We start from the raw sequence: 20782 nt of genomic DNA, 5'->3' as shown, positions 1-20782 counted from the left end.
GTTAAAATAGCTTTTTAAATTTACCGAATAGGCCACCAGTCGACTTTTGATTAGTCGTTGTTGGGGCTGCTTGATAACGTTTCTCGATATCGATAACATCTTGGTTAATGGCGGTATCTGCCGCAAAGACGAGGGCATAGTTGTCATCGCCAGTATGGTAGACGCTGTCGGTTTTTAAGGTAAATTGCACGTTGGCCTTGGCAACTGCCGCCAGATAGGGCCCCAAGATGTCTTGGTCTAAATTCCCATTAATCAGTAGGCGGTAATCAGGGTGGGCCGCAAATGCTTGATTCATTTCGTCGATATAATGATGTCGTTTCACTTGATAAACGGTGATGGCGACCTCGACTCGTTCACGGAAGGTCCCGAGGTATTTGTGTTGTTCATCGGGATGCAATTGCGGCGTCCCGTGCATGGCGGTTTGTAACCGATCGCCTGCTTGGTTTTCTGTATCAGCCATATCAAACATCCTTTCTCAGCTAATTAATCCATTGTAGCATGTTCACACCAGAAAGGCGACGGGGGCGCTGATAGCGAAATAAGGTTACTGTTAAATAACGGCTGATTAAGGTATGCTAATGGCAATAAGGATGTGAGACGCATGTTTACGAAATCTGATTTTGAAATTTTTAACGATGACACCTTAGCCGGGCGGATGCAGTTGATCAAAACAGTCATTGACCCTAAGTTTGAGGCAATTGCGCCGACGATTGTGACACACTTGGCTAACGATGATCATCAATTTTATGCGCATGTCGCAAAACATTTACGGCGGTTCAAGAATCCACCGGTCGATACGTGGGTCGCGTTTAGTGAAAATGCGCGTAGCTATAAGGCTTTGCCACATTTTGAACTCGGCTTTTGGCCCGATCGGTTATTTATCTATTTTGATATTTTGGATGAGAGTAAAGCGCGTGTTCAGGCTAGTTTAACGCCGGCCGAGCTATTACCACTATTCAAAACGTTACCAGCCAATTATGTCATCAGCAATAATCATGGTGTGCCAGATACAAAACCGGCAACACCAGAAAATATTGACCAAGCTATTAAAAAGTTCGACCAATATAAGCACAGCGAACTAGTTGCCGGACGGGCTGTTCCAGCCGATGCGGCACTGTTTGATGATCCAAAGGCTTTAGAACAATATATTTTAACGACTTTTGAAACGTTGATGTCAATTTATACGCCAATTATGGCGGCAATTAAATAGCAGTGCTTGAGTCATTAAGTCGCAATCGTCGTCATTTTGTCTGCCTATTAAAAAAATGCCGATTATAGCTGGAGGTTGGGCGGCATGTAATCAGCCGTGTTAGTGGCATTGGCGCGAGGTTTTTTCGTGCTTAGGCCACGGATGTCTTTTAAGACTGGGTTGTAGGCTTAAAAGCAAGGTTCAAGACGTTTTTCAGGCTTGGGCCGGTCCACACCGCTGATGGAATGACGCCCAATCGGAAGCGGCAATTAACGGGTACTTTTTCTTTCAGCACTTTAAAACCAAAAGAAAAAAGCCATCGCAAATGCGATGACTTTTTTGATATACCGGAAATTAAAGTTTGTTGTAGTATTCAACGATAAGTGATTCGTCGATATCTGCTTCAAGTTCTTCACGTTCTGGTAGACGAGTCAATGAACCTTCAAGCTTGTCAGCATCGAAAGATACAAAGTTAGGACGTGAAACCACGGCTTCAACAGCGCCAGTGATAACCGTTAACTTCTTAGACTTGTCACGAACTGAGATAACTTGGCCGACTTTAACTTCGAATGAAGGGATGTCAACACGTTTGCCATCAACAGTGATGTGACCATGGTTTACTAATTGACGAGCTTGGCGACGAGTTGTAGCCAAACCTAAACGGTAAACCATGTTGTCCAAACGACGTTCGAGTAAGATCATGAAGTTAACACCATGCTTACCTTCGCGAATCTTACCAGCTTTGATGAATAAGTTAGAGAATTGACGTTCAGTTAAACCGTACATCATCCGTAACTTTTGCTTTTCACGTAATTGTGTACCGTATTCTGAAAGCTTACCGCGACGGCCTTGGCCATGATCACCAGGAGCGTAAGGGCGACGAGCTAATTCTTTACCAGTACCTGAAAGGGACATTCCCAAACGACGGGAAATTTTCCAACTTGGACCTGTATAACGAGACATAAATTGTATCCTCCAATAATTTTAGTTGGAGTAAAATAATCCGATGCGAGTTCGATATTCGTTCAGATTGGACTGCAGGTTTCACCATTGCAGCCGCAGGTTACTAACTGACCACTAAGTGGCACCAATCTGTTGACGAGCTTACCCACTCACTGCTGCATTATTTTACACAAAGAGTAGCATAGCATGTTCGACCCAGATTAGTCAATGTGTTGCACCAGAATCTTGACAAATTCGACTAACTCGACTTCGTTGTCAGTGGTAAATCGATCTAATGATGGTGAATCGATGTCTAAGACACCGATTTTGCGATCGCCTTTGGTTATTGGTACGACGATTTCTGAGTTGCTGGCACTATCGCAGGCAATGTGACCAGGAAATTCATGAACGTTGGCAACGCGATGGGCTTGTTGATCAGCAAAGGCCGTCCCCACAACGCCGGCACCTGGCTTAATGTGCATACAAGCGACTTTACCTTGGAAGGGACCTAAATCGAGTTCATCGGTTGCTGGATTGTATAGGTAGAACCCAGCCCAGTTTAGGTCATCATATGTATCGTTGATCAAGGCACTGGCGTTGGCTAAGTTAGCAATCAAATTGGTTTCTTGATAGAGTAAGGCGTCGAGTTGTTGGTTCATAAGTGATGTTTGGGTCTCTGACATGCGAAAATCCTCCTAGAAAGTTAATAAATTCGTACTGTTTGATAATTGTGACTATGCTATAATTTTGTTGTATAGATTTTAATTGGAATTTAAGTAAAAAGCAAGGCGGCGGCTCGGCAAGGCGGGTGCGAGACCTAGCAATTAAAAATCAACCATTTAGAGTAAGGGGTATTCATATGCAAGTAGCAATTGGCATTGTGGTGGTCGCCATCGTCATTTATGCGGCCATTGTCGGCTTCCAAAAGTACATAGATAAACAGGTGCAACAGTTAGCGGATCGACAGCACCAGTTAGTCGAGCAAGCACAAGCCCTCGATTTTGAAAAAATTCAGAATTTAGGCTTAACCGGTGGGTCATTGGCTAAGTTTGAAGACTTACAAGCGAATGCCAAATCAATTGAAAATGACCGGCTGCCGAATGTGAGCGAACAATTGACGCAAGTTAAACAACAAGCGCGCAGTGTGAAGTTTGTGGATGCCAAGCAAAACTTGAAAAAGCTGACGAGTGCGTTAGATGAAATCAAAACCAAATTAACGACACTCCAAGAAGGGTTAGATGCCTTAGACAATGCGGATCAAGCCCATCGTCAAGCTGTCGCTAGTTTAGAAAAGAAGTATCAAGACTTACGGAAAGTCTTGTTGTCACAAAACTTCGCGTTTGGGCCAAGTATCGATCAGTTAGAAGATCGGTTAGCGAACTTAGAAAGTGATTTTGATAATTTCACACAGTTAGCCAAATCAGGTGATCATGATGCGGCCGAACGGGTGTTGGATCAATTACGCCATGATACAAGCGCTTTAGAAACAGATATTGACCAAATCCCACCAATTTATAAAGATTTAGTTAGTGGTTTTCCAGATCAATTAACGGAATTAAAGACTGGCTATCAACAATTGATCGATAATCATTTCCACTTTGAAGTGGCGACGATTGAACCAGAAATTCAAGCATTGACTAAAGCCATTGAAGATAACAAAGCGTTACTTGGCGACTTACAAGTTGAAGCGGCGCAAACTGGTAATCACGCGATTGAAAAGCGAATCGATCACTTGTATGATGTCATGCAAACTGAAATCGATGCTAAAGAAACGGTCGATGCGCAACAAAGTGAAATCAGTAAATTCTTAACGCATGCGATGAACCAAAATCATCGCTTACAAGTAGAACTTGATCGCTTGGCACAGAGCTATACCCTGAACAATCATGAAGTTGAACGGACACGGGAATTAAATGAACAATTGAAGAATATTCAATCTGTTTATCAAGCGGATACAACGGCGATTACAAGTAAACAAGCCGTTTATAGTACGATTGCAGCGCACTATGACGACCAAAATAAGCAACTAAAGGGCATTGAAGAAGAACAAGTTGGTATCAATGATGGGGTCGCTGGTTTGGCGGCAGAAGAGTCCAAAGCCCACGATACACTGCAACGGTTTGATTTTGAAATCCATGCCATCAAACGACAGGTTGAAAACTTAAACTTGCCAGGCCTACCACAAGCTTACTTGGATTACTTTATGGTAGTCAGCAAAGAAATCGAAAAGTTGGATCATGATATTAACAAGTTGGTCATCAACATGGACGATATCACCAAGCAATTGATCGTGATTCAAGCGGATATGGCAACCTTAAAAGAAAAAACGAGCGATGTCACAGACGCGGCTATTTTAGCCGAACAAGTGTTGCAATACGCGAACCGGTATAAGAATAGTCATGAAGAAGTCCAAGCGGCGAGTGTGGAAGCCCAACGCTTATTCAATGAAGATTTTGAATATGCGAAGAGTTTAGAAGTGATTGCCGCCGCAGTTGATAAGGTCGATCCAGGGTCTTACAAGCGGATTGAAGATAGTTACTATGGTCAAAAAAAGACCGACGCTAATTAAAAAGACTGAAAAAGCCACTGGTAACGGTGGCTTTTTGTGTGACGATGAAAGCAAAAAGACTTGTTTCAACCTTATTATTTGGTATAATTGCAAAGAATTCTTATCGAAAGTAAGCGCCCGGCGCTACTTTTTGGAAAGTGAAGGCTCAAGCATGATTTATTTTGATAACAGTGCGACGACACAAGCCGCACCGACAGTATTAGACACGTATACCAAGGTTTCTCAACAAGTTTGGGGTAACCCGTCTAGTTTGCATAACTTTGGCGAGTCCGCTTATCAGTTGTTGGAACAATCGCGTCAGCAAATCGCTGATCTATTGAATGTGAAAGCACGCGAAATCTTCTTTACCTCTGGTGGGACTGAAGGCGATAACTGGGTATTAAAAGGGACCGCCATGGAAAAACGGACGTTTGGTAAACATTTGATTACCACGGCCGTGGAACATCCAGCAATCCATAACTCAATGGAACAATTGAAAGAACTCGGTTTTGATGTCACTTATCTCCCGGTGGATCAAGAAGGCCGGATTTCAATCGATGACTTAAAAGCGGCGATTCGACCAGATACGATTTTAGTGTCAGTTATGGCCGTTAATAACGAAATCGGGACGATTCAACCGTTACAAGCGGTGGCGGATGTGTTAAAAGACTATCCGAAGATTCATTTTCATATTGATGCGGTCCAAGGAATCGGTAAGGGCATCCAAAAGCTGATCATGAATGACCGGGTTGACTTTGTGACCTTCTCAGGCCATAAATTCCATGCCACTCGTGGGGTTGGCTTCATTTATGCCCGAACTGGGCGGAAGTTGGCACCGTTGATGGCTGGTGGGGGTCAAGAAAACAATTGGCGTTCAGGCACTGAAAACTTGCCAGCAATCGCTGGGATGGCGAAGGCCTTACGGTTATTGTTAACGGATGAGGATCAAAAGGTGGCGCGTGAACGGGCTGTTAAGCAACGCATCTATGACCACATTAAAGATTTTGCAAAAGTGGATATCTTTAGTCGACCAACGGATGGTTTTGCACCGCATATTTTATGCTTTACGATTAATGGGGTGCGTGGTGAAACCATTGTGCACGCCTTTGAGGACCAAGGCATTTATATTTCAACGACCAGTGCTTGCTCGTCTAAGAAACACATGGCGTCTAGCACATTGATGGCGATGCATACACCAGAAGCAGTTGCCACGAGTGCGGTACGAATTAGTTTAGATGAAAACAATACACTAGCGGAAGCCGATGAATTTAATCAGATCTTTGATAAACTGTATCAAAGATTCTCAAAAATCAACGCTGACGCCTAACTGAAAGGAACCTGTTAATGCAATACACTGAAATCATGGTGCGTTACGGTGAATTATCGACCAAAGGGAAAAACCGGCGGAATTTTATCGATAGCTTAGGCCGTAACGTCCGTAAAGCGTTACATGACTTCCCAGAATTAAAAGTTCATGCGGATCGTGACCGGATGCATATCGCCTTAAATGGTGAAGATGCGACTGGTGTCATGGACCGTTTGAAGCTCGTATTCGGGATTCAAAACTTCTCACCAAGTATTCGCGTGCCCCAAGACATGGATGACGTTTATGCCACTGCCATTGAAATGGTGCAAGCACAATTCAAACCTGGGATGACGTTTAAAGTGAACACGCGGCGTGCTGACCATCGGTTTGAATATGATACGAATGAAATCAACGATATGTTGGGTGGCGAGATCCTCGAACATGTTGACGGAATTAAAGTTCAAATGAAACAACCGGATATCATTATTCGCGTCGAAGTTCGTTTGAACGGTATCTTCTTATCTTCTGAAACCATCCAAGGCGCTGGCGGTTTGCCAGTTGGGACGGCTGGTAAAGGGATGTTGATGCTTTCTGGTGGGATTGATTCACCAGTTGCCGGTTACCTCGGGATGAAACGGGGCGTCGACATGGAAATGGTGCATTTCTTTAGTCCGCCATATACGAGTGAACAAGCGTTAGCCAAAGCCAAACAATTGGCTTCTACTTTGGCAAGTTACGCTGGTAGTGTGAAGTTTATCCAAATCCCATTCACTGAAATTCAAGAAGAAATCAAAGAAAAAGTGCCCGAAGGTTATTTGATGACCGTTCAACGGCGCTTAATGATGCGCTTAATGGATGCGGTAACGCGTGATCGGCATGGGAAAGCCATTTTTAATGGTGAATCATTAGGTCAAGTGGCCTCACAGACGATGGATAGCATGATTGCCATCAATGACGTCACGACTTTGCCAGTCTTGCGGCCAGTTATTTCAATGGATAAAACGGAAATCATCAAGATTGCCGAAAATATCGATACGTATAACTTATCGATCATGCCATTTGAAGACTGCTGTACGATCTTTGCGCCACCAGCACCAAAGACCCACCCAAAGTTAGATCGTTCGCGGTCTTATGAAGAACGGATTGATGTTGAAGGCTTAATGCAACGAGCGTTAGATGGCATTAAGATTAGTGAAATCAAGCCAGGCGAAAATTACTTAAACGCCCAAGAAGACGTTTTCGCGGAATTACTTTAAAGGGTTCAATCAAACGTCATTAGCTAAGTGGTCTAGCTAATGGCGTTTTTTGGTGGTGAAAAAGGTACTAGCCGGTAATCGATTAAATGATATTATAAAACTAATATTATTGATCAAGAGGGTTAATCATGAAAAAACAGGTTATCAAGGGTCAACTGGCAATATTGTTACTGGTGCTAGTGATTTGGTTAGGTTGGAGTTGGTGCTTGTATCACAGTACGATTTGGTTTGCCGGTAGTGAAACGGCTTGGCAGGCCAACTTAGGGATGTTTGGTCTAGCATCGCCTTGGTTATTGATGGTAGTTGAAATCGGCGTCGGGTTAAAACAACATCAGAATTGGCTATTAATGGCGGGTAGCTTAGTTGGGCTGGTGTATTGGCTATGCAGTTATCAACGAACGAGTCAATTGATGGTGATGCTCGTCGTACCGTTGGCATTAATCATGTGTTGGGTCCAAACGCAAGTGATTGTGGCGCAGTGGCTGCCGACTGCTAGCTTAAAAGCGCCACGGCGATGGGGGCTGGGGCTTATTGTGAGCTTATTACTGATTGGTGGGTTGATGCGGTTGAGTCCAACGGCGACGGTCCGCAGTTACTTGGCGGGTTACAGTGACCCACTCACGGCGATGACAACACACTTAACCTTTGATCAGCATCCTGATGGCTTGACTAATCGGACACGCAATTTTGATGTCACCACTAAGGCGCCACAAGTGATCACTTTACGCGTCCTGGAGACACAAGGGGTTAAAGGGATTGAATTAACCTTACATCAACGTGGCTTAGGATTTTATGTGACTGAATATCCATGGTGGGTGGCTTAAGAAAAATCAAGCATGGCACCAAGGCCAGTCGTGTCGTGGAGTTTGAACTAGCGTTATCCCAACAATAGGTGGTGCGCCTCGGTATTGGTTGGACGACGAAGCGGATGATTAAAAGTCAAAAAACTAGTCCTAACATTTGCGACGCGACCAACTTTGCGGTAAATTTAACTCATACTAGCGTTGACTAGTGACGTTGTCATTATTAAGTCATTGAAGGGGTGTTTTACGTGCAAGTACGATTTCATGATCAAGCTTTAGATTTAGCTGGCGAACCATTAACTGATGGGGACCAATTACCAAAGTTTAAAGTATTTACGACGCATAACGAAAAGTTAAAGACCAAGGATTTATTAGGTAAGCCGACGTTGATTAGTGTCATGCCCGATATTGATACCCGCGTTTGCTCGATTCAAACCCGTAAGTTTAACCAACAAGCTGACCAGTATCCACATGTGAGGTTTATTGCAGTTTCTAATAACTCAATTGCCGATCAAGCCGGATGGTGTGCTAAAGAAGGCGTTAAGAACTTAACGGTCGTTTCCGATGAAGAGTTATCATTTGGTTATGCAACGAACTTATACTTGCCAAATAACGGGACTTTAGCACGGGCAATTTACGTTGCCGATGCTGACGGGAAGATTGTTTATCACGAAATCGTACCTGAAATGACCCACGAACCAAACTATGTGGCGGCTTTAGATGCGTTAAAACAATTCGAATAATAATTGACGCCGGCTTGAAAATTCATTACAATGGGAACATTCAAGCAATGAGCAAGAGAGTAACTTAACGGGTGATTATCAGAAAGAAAACGGGACTGTGAGTTTTCAATCCAAGTTAAGTGAAAGTAGCTTGCGAGCTGTTGGCCTGAACTTTAAGTAGGGTCGACCGGACGGATAGCCCGTTCGTTAACAACAACGTTTAAGTGTAAAGAGGCTAGTCCTCTTTAAAATTAGGTGGTACCGCGAAGTCCAGTCGTCCTATGTATTTAGGATGAGTGGACTTTTTTAGTACCCGAAAGGATGTGCAGTAAATGTCAGAAGAACCAACGACTGATATGCCCACCAAATATGACCCGACCGCTGTTGAACAAGGCCGGTATCAAGAATGGTTGGACGAAGATTTATTCAAGCCTTCAGGCGACAAAAAAGCGAAACCTTATTCCATCGTTTTACCACCACCAAATGTAACGGGTAAGTTGCATTTAGGTCATGCCTGGGATACGACCTTGCAAGATATCATCATTCGCCAAAAGCGGATGCAAGGATTTGATACGCTCTGGTTACCTGGGATGGACCATGCCGGTATCGCAACCCAAGCCAAGGTTGAAGCCAAGTTGCGTGAACAAGGTGTTAGCCGTTACGACTTAGGCCGTGAAAAGTTCATTCAACAAGTTTGGGATTGGAAAGACGAATATGCGTCAATCATCAAACAACAATGGGCTAAGTTAGGCTTATCTTTAGATTATTCACGTGAACGGTTCACGATGGATGACGGGTTATCCGACGCCGTTAAAAAAGTCTTTGTCACGTTATACAAAAAAGGCTTAATTTATCGTGGCGAATACATCATCAACTGGGATCCCCAAGCGCGGACGGCGTTGTCTGACATTGAAGTGATCCATAAAGACGACCAAGGGGCCTTTTATCACGTAAAATACCCATTCGTTGACAAGGATTATACGTTTAATGGCAAGCACTACATCGAAATTGCGACGACACGTCCAGAAACGATGATGGGTGATACAGCCGTAGCGGTTAACCCGAGTGACGAACGTTATAAAGACTTAGTTGGTAAAAAAGTGGTCTTACCATTGGCTGACCGTGAAATTCCAATTATCGCCGATGCTTATGTTGATCCTGAATTTGGGACTGGGATGGTTAAGATTACGCCAGCTCACGACCCTAATGACTTTAAAGTCGGTAATCGTCATGACTTGCGTCGAATCAATACGATGAATGAAGATGCCACGATGAATGCCAATGCGGGCAAGTATGAAGGCTTAGATCGCTTTACCGCACGTAAAGCAATGGTCAAGGATTTGGAAGATCAAGACTTGATGCTTAAGATCGACCCAATCGTGCATAGTGTTGGGCATTCCGAACGGACCGGGGTTCAAGTTGAAGCGCGTTTATCAACACAATGGTTCGTGAAGATGAAACCATTGGCTGAACAAGCATTGAAGAACCAAAAGACCGACGATAAAGTTGACTTTGTGCCGGATCGCTTTGAAGATACCTTTAATCAATGGATGGAAAACGTCCATGACTGGGTTATTTCACGGCAACTCTGGTGGGGGCATCAAATCCCAGCTTGGTACAACAAGAAGACGGGTGAAACTTACGTCGATGTTGAACCACCAAAGGATATTGAAAACTGGGAACAAGATCCAGATGTCTTGGATACCTGGTTCTCAAGTGCCTTATGGCCATTCTCAACATTAGGTTGGCCAGATGAAGACGCTGAAGACTTCAAGCGTTATTTCCCAACGAATACGTTAGTTACTGGTTATGACATTATCTTCTTCTGGGTGTCACGGATGATGTTCCAAAGCCTTGAATTTACGGGTAAGCGGCCATTTGACCATGTCTTATTACATGGGTTGATTCGTGATGAACAAGGGCGCAAGATGAGTAAGTCATTAGGTAATGGGATTGATCCAATGGATGTCATCAAGAAGTATGGTGCCGATTCATTACGGTGGTTCTTATCTAACGGCTCAACGGCGGGACAAGATGTTCGTTTCAGTTACACGAAGATGGATGCCGCTTGGAACTTCATCAACAAGATCTGGAATGCCAGTCGTTATGTCATCATGAACTTAGGCGATATGGACAAGCCAACGTTACCAGCTCAAAGTGACTGGACCTTGGCTGACAAATGGATCTTAAGTCGTTTGAACGATACGGTTAAACAAGTGACGGTGCTCTTTGACAAATTTGATTTTGGTGAAGCCGGCCGTGCTTTATATAACTTTATTTGGAACGACTTCTGTGACTGGTATATCGAAATGAGTAAGGAAGTCTTAACTGGCGATGACGCCCAAGCTAAGGCTAATACCCAAAACGTCTTGGCCTATGTCTTAGACCAAACGTTGCGGTTACTCCACCCAATCATGCCATTTGTGACTGAAGAAATTTGGTTATCGATGCCACATGAAGGCAAGTCCTTAGTAGTTGCGGATTACCCTGTTGATCATCCTGAATTTGATGATCCTGAAGCTGAAACCAACATGGCCTCATTGATCGAATTGATCACCGCTGTCCGGAGTATTCGCGCCGAAGCTAACGCGAAGATGTCGTCAACCGTTGACGTGTTGATCAAGACGGATAGCCAACGGTTACAAACTGTCTTCAAGACCAATGAAGATTATATTCAACGTTTTGCACATCCAAAGACCTTGTCGATTGGGGCCGATGTGACTGCGCCGAAGTTATCAATGACTCAAGTGATCAGTGATGCGGAAGTTTATATTCCATTAGCTGAATTGGTTGATTTGAATGAAGAAATCAAAAAGCTTGAAAAAGAACAACAAAAGTTTGAAAGTGAAGTCACACGTGCAACTAAGAAGCTTGGTAACGAACGCTTTGTTGCCAATGCCCCTGAAGACGTTGTGAATAGCGAAAAAGAAAAATTAGCAGATAACGAATCCAAGTTAGCTGCCACTAAGCAACGCTTGGCTGATATTAAAGCGCAAGCTTAAAGTTGCGTCAAAAGAGCCTACGTGAGTTGACACGTAGGCTTTTTTGCTAGCGAAGGGGAGGACTCGATGTGATTCAAGATTATGAAACGGCATTAGCTTTTATTCATGGCCGAACAAAATTCAAAAAGATACCGACATTAGACCGGATGCGCACCTTTTTACAGGCGTTAGGTGATCCACAATTAAAAGTGACTGGTATCCATGTCGCCGGCACGAATGGTAAAGGTTCCACGGTCGCCGATTTACGTGAGTTACTAATGGCCGACGGGTTAACGGTCGGCACGTTTACGTCGCCATTTATTGTCCGGTTTAATGAACGGATCAGTGTCGATGGCACACCGATTAGTGATGACGATTTGGTGGCTTTAGTTCAACAAGTTGAACCAGTGGTTGCCCAATTGGATGCGACGTTGCCCACGGGTGGCCCCACTGAATTTGAAATCATCACGGCGATGATGTTTTTGTATTTTGCCACCCAACCAATTGATGTTGCCGTGATCGAAGTTGGACTAGGCGGGTTGTATGATTCGACGAATGTCTGGACGCCACAAGTCAGTGTGATTACGACGATTGGCTACGATCATATGCAGATCTTGGGAGATACGTTGACGGCGATTGCCACCCAAAAAGCGGGTATTATTAAAGCCAATGTACCAGTGATTGTCGGCAAGCTCCCAGCGGAAGCCCAAGCGGTGATGGTAACCACCGCTGCTGAACGACAGGCCCCATTACAAACGCTTGGTGAGACGTTTACGACTAAGCTATTAGCACCCCAAGGCTGGGGTGAACGCTTTGACTTTAATAATGCTGATGCGCATTTTAAAGGGTTAACAACGCCGTTATTAGGTGATTATCAAGTAGACAATGCCGCTGTGGCGCTCCAAGCTTATTTGACTTATCATCGCTTGCAACAAACGCCAGTAGCGGTTCGTGATATTCGCCAGGCACTTGCCCAAACGCAATGGCCAGGACGACTAGAAGTCTTGAATCAAGATCCCTTGATTTTGATTGATGGGGCCCATAATGAACCAGCCATGACCGAACTGGCGGCAACCATTAAAGCGCGCTTTGGTCAACAAACCGTTTATTTGGTGTTAGCCATTTTGGCCGATAAACAACATACACAGATGATTCAAACGTTAGCGGCATTACCCAATGTACATTTGGTGTTGACCCAGTTTGCTGGTCCAGGGACGCGTACCGTGACTGATCCAACAATGTTAGAAGCTGAGTTACCAACCGGTCAGACAGCGCCGATATTTGCGGATTGGCAGTCAGCGCTAGTTGAGGTGACCCAGCAAATGTCTAGTGACGATATCTTGTTATTAACGGGGTCGCTATATTTCATTTCGGATGTGCGGGCTTATTTTAAAACGAGTGAGGCCTAGTTTTACGGAGTTGACTGACGAAAGCGAGGTCAATTGCGATGAATATTCAAGCCATCACGACAACATCAGACTGGACGATTCAGATTCACCACTTAATCCAACATTACTTTCAGCAAGTCTTAACCGATGATCAGCAGGCCGAACAGTCGGCACGCCAGTTCATTCAACGTTATCCGATCGATCAAGTGGCGAGTTGGCCAGTAACTTTGCCAGCTGATCCAATCTGGGCCAATTTGTTGACGGCGTTACGTTGCGGCCAATTGTTGCAACGGCAACCGCGGGTCGTCTTAGGCCAAGTTTTTGGGAGTCAATCCCTAGGACAACAACTCCAACATGATTTTGCGGGGCAACCGCAAGAGCAATTAGTTTTGTTATGTTTGGATACTAAAAATCAGATTACCCGACGGCAAGTGATTTTTCAGGGGACCCTTAATACGTGTCCAGTGCACCCGCGTGAGATTTTTCAAGTGGCTTTACAAACCACTACGGCGCGAGTTGTGGTTGCCCACAATCATCCTAGTGGGGATGCGACCCCGTCAACGGCTGATATTGCCTTTACTAATCGGGTGGTTGCGAGTGGTGATTTATTAGGTATACCAGTTTTGGATAGCTTTGTTATCGGTGAAAACGATTACTTTAGTTTTGCAGCCCAAGGGTTGTTAAATTGTAATACGGATTGAGAAAAGAATGTGGTAAAATAACGGGGTTAGGACGGAATATAATTCTGACTAATCGCGTTTTTTGTTAAATTTTATCTAAGTTCAATAATGGGACTGTATTTTTTAATAGATTACGGTATGCTAGGATTCAGGCAAGTTTTTAATGCTGAGCTATTATGCTATAATACTTACTATTATGACTAATAAAATAATTAAATTGTAAATGATGAAGGGATGAATGTAGTGTTCGGATTTGGGACAAAGAATATCGGGATCGATCTCGGTACTGCCAACACGATTGTGTACGTTGACGGCAAGGGAATCGTACTACGAGAACCATCCGTGGTTGCGAAGAACACGAAGACTGGTGAAATCGTATCCGTTGGTTCAGAAGCACGGGATATGATTGGGAGAACCCCAGCTAGTATCGTAGCGATTCGGCCAATGAAAGATGGGGTTATTGCAGATTACGATACCACCGTGGCTATGATGAAGTACTTTATTCAAAAGACATTAGGCCGTTCTAATGGTAAGCCTTATGTCATGGTTTGTGTGCCAAGCGGTGTAACTGAAGTTGAAAAGCGGGCCGTTATCGATGCTACTCGAGTAGCCGGTGCACGGGACGCGTATGTCATCGAAGAACCATTTGCTGCGGCGATCGGTGCTGGCTTGCCAGTTATGGATCCAACCGGTAGCATGGTCGTTGATATTGGTGGTGGGACGACCGACGTGGCAACGATTTCCTTAGGTGGGATCGTGTCAAGTCGTTCGATTCGAATGGCCGGCGACAAGATCGATGATTCAATCATTTATCATGTCCGTCAAAAGTTCAATCTTTTGATTGGTGAACGTACGGCTGAACAATTGAAAATCGATGTCGGTTCTGCTTCTTTGGAAGCAGCTAAAGACATTGAAAGCTCAACCATTCGTGGGCGGGACTTATTATCCGGCTTACCTAAGACGGTTGAAATTTCGGCGGTTGATGTCGCTGAAGCGATTCAAGAAATCGTCTCAGAAATCATTTCGGCTATTAAGGAAACCCTTGAAGAAACTTCCCCAGAAATCGCTTCTGATGTGATTGACCACGGGATTGTTTTGACCGGTGGTGGCGCCTTATTGAAGAATCTTTCCGAAGTCATTGCTGATGCGACTAAAGTGCCAGTATTTATTGCTAACGAACCACTTGATTGTGTGGCCGTTGGGACTGGTGAATCACTTAAAAGCATCGATGTTATGAAAAAGCGATAACAGGTGGGCGGGAAGATGACTTCCCGCTTATTTATTGTTAACTAATTGAATTTTCGACCGGGGGTTCAACATGCAAAAGTTTTTTTCCAACCGTAAACTGGTAATCGTCATCATTGTCTTAATCATCAGTTTCGGCTTGATGAGCGTATCTGTCGCTATCCGTAATAAGAAGTCAACGCCACCGTTGATCCAACAATTTGGGAACGATGTGGCTGGTGCAGTTGACCGGGTGATTGCTTGGCCCGTCAATGGGTTGCAAGGGGCTTCAAATTCGGTATCCGATTTATTGAACACTTATCAAGAAAATCAAAAATTAAAGAAGCAAGTTGATCAATTAGCCCAAGCTAAGGTCAATGCGCAAACCGCACAAGCGGAAAATAAACAATTACGCAAAGAATTGAAGTTAAATAAATCTTTAACCAGCTATACGGCAGTCACGGCGAATGTCTTAACTCGGACCCCATCATCATGGATGAATCAATTCGTGATTTCTAAAGGGGCCACTTCTGGGATTAAGAAAAACATGCCAGTGATGTCGCAATCAGGGTTAATTGGCCGCGTTGTCGAAGTAAACCAAACGAATGCTAAAGTTGAATTGATTTCTAATTCCAGTTCATCAGCAGATAAGTTTGCGATTCAAGTCACAAACAAGTCTGGTAGTACCGTTAATGGGATCGTCACTGGTTACGATAAGAGCAGTAACTTAATCGAAATGGGTTCAGTTACGTCTAAGACCAAGATTGAAAAAGGCGACAAGGTCGTGACAAGTGGTTTAGGTGGTGTGACACCTAAGGGCTTGTATGTTGGGACCGTTGCTAGTGTGAAACAAGATGATTACGGCTTGGCTTCCGAAATTCGGATTACGCCAGCCGCTAACTTGAGTGACTTAACGGTGGTCACCGTCGCAGTCAAGTAGGGGAGGTACGGCATTGAGATATTCACGTTTAAGAATTATCTTCCCAATCGGGTTATTTATCGCCTTGTTTTTAGACGGTTCATTATCAAACGTCTTTGCGGGTCACCTATTCAAGTATCCGTATTCTAGTGTGTTGCACTTAGTCTTACTGTGGATCGTGTTCGCCATCTTTTTAGATGATCGTGACGATCTGCCAGTAGGCCTGTGGGCTGCTTTAGCCGGGCTGGTTTTTGACTGGTATTATACTGGGATTTTCGGTGTCTACTTAGTGGCTTTACCATTGGTTGTCTATATCAGTCGTCAAATTAAGCCATGGTTGGATTTAAACTTCCTGACCATGCTGATGGTTTATATCATTAATTTAACGATTGTGGAAGCCTTCGTGTACGTTTGGTACTTAATTGGTAAAGTGATTACGAGTAATTTAGCCGACTTTGCGGTCTACACGTTAGGCCCAACCATTGCGGTCAACTTAGCCTTGTTTGTGATCTTGTATTATCCAGTACGGCAGTTGTATCTAAAAGCGAGTTAGTCGGTAGAAAGGAATTCAAAACATGCAACAAAGTGTGGTTTTAAAGGCCAGCAATGATGGCTATGAATTGATCTTTCGGCAGGCTGCTGGCTTTGATGAGATTATGGTTGACTTAAAGACCTTGTTAGACCGGTTGCAAATTGATAATACGACTGACAAGCAAATCTCGTTTGATATGAGTACCGAAGGTCGGTTATTAACTGCCGACCAAACGCAAGAAGTGACGAAGATGATCAATCGTTACCCATTGTTTAGCATTCATAAATTGACGGCTGACGTCATTTTGAATGCGGATGCCATGGCAATGATTGAACGCAATACCGTGCATTTAGTGAATCAAATCATTCGTAATGGCCAAGTTGTGACTATTACGGGAGATGTCTTGTTCTTTGGCAAGATTCATAAAGGTGGTGTTTTGCGGGCGACTGGAAACATCTTTGTGATGGGTGACGTGGCTGGTGCATTAGAGGCCGGGTATCCTGACCACAATGATGCCGTCATCGTTAGCCAATTAACGACGGTCCCCAAAGTTCGCGTCGGCGAATTGTTGGAGTTAGTTGATCTTGAAAAGACCGTGCCAGGTGCTAATGTCGTTTATATTAACGATATTCAAACCTTGGATTATCAACCATTAAATCAGTTAAAACGCGTACGACCTAAATTATTCATTCAGAACGGAGGACATGTTTAATGGGAAAAGCAATTGTCGTTACCTCTGGTAAGGGGGGCGTCGGTAAAACGACCACGACTGCCAATCTCGGGACGGCGTTAGCCTTAATGGGCAAAAAAGTTTGTTTAGTCGATTTAGACATCGGTTTACGTAACTTGGACGTCATCTTGGGGTTAGACAACCGGATTCTATACGACATTGTCGATGTTGTGGAAAATCGGGCGCAGTTGCGCCAAGCATTAGTTAAAGATAAGCGGTTTGATGACTTATTATACCTATTGCCAGCTGCACAAAATGCGGATAAAAACTCGTTGAATCCCGACCAAGTCAAAGCCGTGGTTGATGAATTAAAGCCTGACTTTGACTATGTCTTGTTAGATTGTCCCGCGGGAATCGAACAAGGGTTTATGAACGCGATTGCTGGTGCCGATGCGGCGATTATCGTCTCAACACCAGAAATTTCTGCAATTCGCGATGCTGATAGAGTTGTTGGGTTATTGGAACAATATCCATTAGCTGAAGCACCTAAATTAGTGATCAACCGGATTCGGCAACGCATGATGCAAGACGGGGAAACCATGGATATCGATGAAATTACCCACCATTTGTCAATCGATTTATTAGGAATCGTCTTTGATGATGATGCGGTGATTCGGACGTCAAATAATGGGGAACCAATCGTGCTTGATCCTAAGAATCCAGCTTCACAAGGGTATCGGAATATCGCCCGTCGCATTGAGGGCGAAACTGTGCCATTGATGAACATTGAAACGCAAAAAACAGGGGTTTGGTCGCGTATTGCCGGAATTTTTCATCGGAATAAGTAATTAATCCTTGACGACTCAGCTAATTTTGGTTAGTATGAGAACAACATTAAAAAACAGAGAACAGAAGAGTAGTTGATTAGACAGTGAGCAGAGAGTCGACGGCGGTGAAAAGTCGATCACGTTTAAATGACGAACCACATCTGTGAGTTGAATGGCTGAATAAAGTAAGCTGTTTCGGTTGGCCTCGTTAGCGGCGGAGTTTAGTGATAAACTCGCTGAGTTCAGTTGTGTGAGCAATTGATAAAGATGAGGTGGCACCGCGATAGAAATCGTCCTCTTAGGTTTTAGACCTAGGGACGATTTTTTTATTATCACTAAACTCCATGAGGTAGTAACTGTGAAGTTGCTACGAACTGAGGTGGCACCGCGTCGAATCGTCCTCTTGAGCAATGACTCAAGAGGACTTTTTTTGTGACTGTTTTAGCGAATTGGGAGGGAATGCACATGCACTATATTTTTGAAATTTTGCCATCATTATTATCTGGCGCCGGTATGACGCTGCAAATCTTTTTATGGACGTTGGTCGGGTCATTACCATTAGGGTTGGTTTTGAGTTTAGGGTTGATTTCTAATATTAAACCGTTGCAATGGTTGATCAACTTTTATGTTTGGCTCATGCGGGGGACGCCACTGTTACTACAACTCATTGTTGTCTTTTATGGCTTCCCATTAATCGGCATCGTCTTTCCACGGTATGAAGCAGCGTTATTCGCGTTCATTTTAAACTACGCCGCTTACTTTGCGGAAATCTTCCGTGGTGGGTTACAATCAATTGATAATGGTCAATATGAAAGTGCCCGGGTATTACGTTTAAGCTATGCACAAACTATTCGTAAAATCGTGATTCCCCAAGTGGTCAAAATCGTGTTGCCATCCGTTGGGAATGAAGTCATCAACTTGATTAAAGATTCATCGTTAGTTTACGTTATCGGGCTAGGCGATCTGCTACGTGCGGGTAATGTGGCCACTGCGCGTGATGTGACGTTGATTCCATTGATGCTTGTCGGGGTGATTTACTTACTCTTAACAGCAGTCACGACTTTCGTCTTAGGTCGGATCGAAAAACACTACAGTTATTGGAAATAAGGAGGCGGTCGTATGTTAGAACTTAAAAATATTACCAAGCGTTTCGGTGACCGGACGATCATCGATAAGTTGAATTTAACCGTTAAAGATGGTGAAATCTTAAGTATCGTCGGCCCTTCCGGTGCTGGGAAGACGACGTTACTACGTTGTATTACTGGACTAGAACAAGTTGATGGTGGCGAGTTCTTAATTGATGGCCAACCATTTGATCCTTATACGAATCGGACTAATGAAAGTGTTATTGGGGTCGTTTTCCAGAACTTTCAATTGTTTCCACATTTAACGGTGTTACAAAACATTACGTTAGCACCAACGATGGTCTTAAAAGAAAGTGCCGATGATGCTAAAGCGACAGCCCAAAAGTTATTGGATCGGTTGAACTTAGGTGATCACGGTGACCAATACCCTTATCAATTGTCCGGTGGGCAACAACAACGGGTTGCGATTGCGCGGGCATTAGCGATGAAACCCAATGTCTTATGCTACGATGAACCAACTTCAGCGCTGGATCCGAACTTACGGCAAGAAGTTGAAAAGCTGATTTTAGGGTTAAAAGCTGATGGCGTGACGCAAATCGTCGTTAGCCATGATTTGACCTTTGCGGAAAATATCGCTGACGATATGTTACATGTTGAACCGAACCAGACGAAGTAGGGGGTGGCAGGATGAAAAAACGACTAATGTCATTAGGCCTGCTGCTGGTCGTCCTAGTCGGTCTGGCAGGGACGCTATCTGGTTGTGAAAATGTGACCACGCGGGCGAATACGCAAGATACTTGGTCCAAAATCAAAAAACGCGGTACGGTAGTTGTCGGGTTAGATGACAGCTTTGTGCCAATGGGGTTCCGGGAAAAATCAGGGAAACTAGTTGGTTACGATATTGATTTAGCCAAAGCAGTTTTTAAGTTGTATGGGATTAAGGTCAGCTTTCAAACCATTGACTGGTCGATGAATGCCACCGAATTGCGTAATGGGACGATTGATTTGATTTGGAACGGCTATACGAAGAACCCACAACGGGAAAAAGTAGTGGCCTTTAGTGACACTTACTTGAAGAATAAGCAAGTATTGGTCTCATTAAAGAAAAATCACATTAATTCGTTTAACGATATGACGGGCAAGACGCTCGGGGTTCAATCTGGGTCATCGGGTTATGAATCATTGGAAAATAATCCGAAGTTGTTAAAAGACAAAATTGCTAAGAAAACGCCAATTCAATACGATACGTTTACGAATGCTTTCTTGGATTTAAATGCTGGGCGGATTAAAGGATTGTTGATTGATAGTGTTTACGCTAATTATTACATCAAGCATGAATCCAATTCAGCAGATTATCAAGAAACACAAGGTAACTTTAAGTCCGAAGACTTTGCAGTTGGCTTACGTAAAGGCGATAAGACGATGAAGGCGAAAATCAATGCTGGCTTAAAGACTTTGAAAGCCAATGGGACGCTAGCAAAGATTAACAAGAAGTGGTTCGGGAATCAAAACGTTGAAAATTAAGTGTGTGTATGAAAGTCAGCTGCGGCTGACTTTTTTTATGGCAATTGATTTGGCAGTGCAAATGACAAAAAAACGCAGCGTTGTCAGTAGACAAAGGCTGCGTTAAATCGGCTCTATGATATTTGGTGTTGATGGATAAAATCCATCGACGCCTTTTTTGTAAAACAAACTAAAAAGGGCATACTG

General features: G+C 43.8%; 20 protein-coding genes and 2 other annotated features. Of the genes, 17 read left to right on the top strand and 3 right to left on the bottom strand.

Annotation, left to right across the window (positions count from 1 at the left end):
* Position 1: 1 nt before the first annotated feature.
* A complete protein-coding gene (locus tag FFM75_RS08455) occupies positions 2-460 on the bottom strand; it encodes a YueI family protein (protein WP_137628742.1) in 459 nt (152 codons plus the stop codon).
* Between the two features lie 141 nt (positions 461-601).
* Here FFM75_RS08455 and FFM75_RS08450 point away from each other — a divergent pair, with 141 nt between their 5' ends.
* Positions 602-1210, top strand: coding sequence for a DUF1054 family protein (locus FFM75_RS08450; RefSeq protein ID WP_137628741.1), 609 nt, complete (start codon positions 602-604; stop codon positions 1208-1210).
* Positions 1211-1543: 333 nt separating this feature from the next.
* On the opposite strand, the gene rpsD is transcribed toward FFM75_RS08450, so the two are convergent.
* Together rpsD and FFM75_RS08440 are read right to left on the bottom strand one after the other, a co-directional pair.
* Positions 1544-2152: a 30S ribosomal protein S4 gene (gene rpsD / locus FFM75_RS08445; protein ID WP_137628740.1), complete on the bottom strand. Its 609-nt coding sequence runs from the start codon at positions 2150-2152 to the stop codon at positions 1544-1546.
* A 200-nt stretch (positions 2153-2352) separates the two neighbouring features.
* Positions 2353-2814, bottom strand: a complete 462-nt coding sequence (locus FFM75_RS08440) for a GAF domain-containing protein (protein WP_137628739.1) — start codon at positions 2812-2814, stop codon at positions 2353-2355.
* Between the two features lie 176 nt (positions 2815-2990).
* Between FFM75_RS08440 and ezrA the strand changes: the two genes are divergently transcribed.
* From ezrA to FFM75_RS08360, 16 genes are all read left to right on the top strand, one after another.
* Positions 2991-4700 (top strand): septation ring formation regulator EzrA, encoded by a 1710-nt coding sequence (ezrA, locus tag FFM75_RS08435; RefSeq protein WP_137628738.1) that lies wholly within the window; start codon positions 2991-2993, stop codon positions 4698-4700.
* Between the two features lie 151 nt (positions 4701-4851).
* Positions 4852-6006: a cysteine desulfurase family protein gene (locus FFM75_RS08430; protein WP_137628737.1), complete on the top strand. Its 1155-nt coding sequence runs from the start codon at positions 4852-4854 to the stop codon at positions 6004-6006.
* Between the two features lie 17 nt (positions 6007-6023).
* The gene (thiI, locus tag FFM75_RS08425) at positions 6024-7241 is read left to right on the top strand and encodes a tRNA uracil 4-sulfurtransferase ThiI (protein WP_137628736.1); all 1218 of its coding nucleotides are present in this window, start codon (positions 6024-6026) and stop codon (positions 7239-7241) included.
* Between the two features lie 128 nt (positions 7242-7369).
* Positions 7370-8065 carry a hypothetical protein gene (locus FFM75_RS08420; protein WP_137628735.1) on the top strand — a complete coding sequence of 232 codons (696 nt, stop codon included), beginning with the start codon at positions 7370-7372 and terminating at the stop codon, positions 8063-8065.
* A gap of 227 nt (positions 8066-8292) precedes the next feature.
* The gene (tpx, locus tag FFM75_RS08415; protein ID WP_137628734.1) at positions 8293-8787 is read left to right on the top strand and encodes a thiol peroxidase; all 495 of its coding nucleotides are present in this window, start codon (positions 8293-8295) and stop codon (positions 8785-8787) included.
* Between the two features lie 38 nt (positions 8788-8825).
* Positions 8826-9051: a binding site (T-box leader), on the top strand.
* A gap of 47 nt (positions 9052-9098) precedes the next feature.
* Positions 9099-11768: a valine--tRNA ligase gene (locus tag FFM75_RS08410; protein WP_137628733.1), complete on the top strand. Its 2670-nt coding sequence runs from the start codon at positions 9099-9101 to the stop codon at positions 11766-11768.
* Positions 11769-11836: 68 nt separating this feature from the next.
* On the top strand, positions 11837-13156 hold the full coding sequence (locus FFM75_RS08405) for a bifunctional folylpolyglutamate synthase/dihydrofolate synthase (protein ID WP_223876641.1): 1320 nt from the start codon (positions 11837-11839) through the stop codon (positions 13154-13156).
* A gap of 38 nt (positions 13157-13194) precedes the next feature.
* Positions 13195-13836, top strand: coding sequence for a JAB domain-containing protein (locus tag FFM75_RS08400; protein ID WP_137628732.1), 642 nt, complete (start codon positions 13195-13197; stop codon positions 13834-13836).
* Between the two features lie 222 nt (positions 13837-14058).
* Complete coding sequence (locus tag FFM75_RS08395) at positions 14059-15063, top strand: rod shape-determining protein (protein ID WP_130845781.1); 1005 nt, start codon at positions 14059-14061, stop codon at positions 15061-15063.
* 70 nt (positions 15064-15133) lie between these two features.
* Positions 15134-15979 (top strand): rod shape-determining protein MreC, encoded by an 846-nt coding sequence (gene mreC / locus FFM75_RS08390; RefSeq protein ID WP_137628731.1) that lies wholly within the window; start codon positions 15134-15136, stop codon positions 15977-15979.
* A gap of 13 nt (positions 15980-15992) precedes the next feature.
* On the top strand, positions 15993-16511 hold the full coding sequence (gene mreD / locus FFM75_RS08385) for a rod shape-determining protein MreD (protein WP_137628730.1): 519 nt from the start codon (positions 15993-15995) through the stop codon (positions 16509-16511).
* A 22-nt stretch (positions 16512-16533) separates the two neighbouring features.
* A complete protein-coding gene (locus FFM75_RS08380; RefSeq protein WP_137628729.1) occupies positions 16534-17202 on the top strand; it encodes a septum site-determining protein MinC in 669 nt (222 codons plus the stop codon).
* Positions 17202-18008: a septum site-determining protein MinD gene (minD, locus tag FFM75_RS08375; RefSeq protein ID WP_137628728.1), complete on the top strand. Its 807-nt coding sequence runs from the start codon at positions 17202-17204 to the stop codon at positions 18006-18008. Before FFM75_RS08380 ends, minD begins: the two co-directional genes overlap by 1 nt.
* 47 nt (positions 18009-18055) lie before the next feature.
* Positions 18056-18288 (top strand) — a binding site (T-box leader).
* Between the two features lie 164 nt (positions 18289-18452).
* Entirely contained in the window at positions 18453-19094 is a 642-nt protein-coding gene (locus tag FFM75_RS08370) for an amino acid ABC transporter permease (protein ID WP_137628727.1), read from the top strand.
* Between the two features lie 12 nt (positions 19095-19106).
* A complete protein-coding gene (locus FFM75_RS08365; RefSeq protein WP_137628726.1) occupies positions 19107-19748 on the top strand; it encodes an amino acid ABC transporter ATP-binding protein in 642 nt (213 codons plus the stop codon).
* Between the two features lie 11 nt (positions 19749-19759).
* Positions 19760-20596: an amino acid ABC transporter substrate-binding protein gene (locus FFM75_RS08360; protein ID WP_137628725.1), complete on the top strand. Its 837-nt coding sequence runs from the start codon at positions 19760-19762 to the stop codon at positions 20594-20596.
* Positions 20597-20782: the final 186 nt, after the last annotated feature.

This window comes from Lactiplantibacillus daowaiensis (assembly GCF_005405085.1).
Classification (GTDB): domain Bacteria; phylum Bacillota; class Bacilli; order Lactobacillales; family Lactobacillaceae; genus Lactiplantibacillus; species Lactiplantibacillus daowaiensis.
This window is presented reverse-complemented; position numbering and strand designations above follow the sequence as displayed.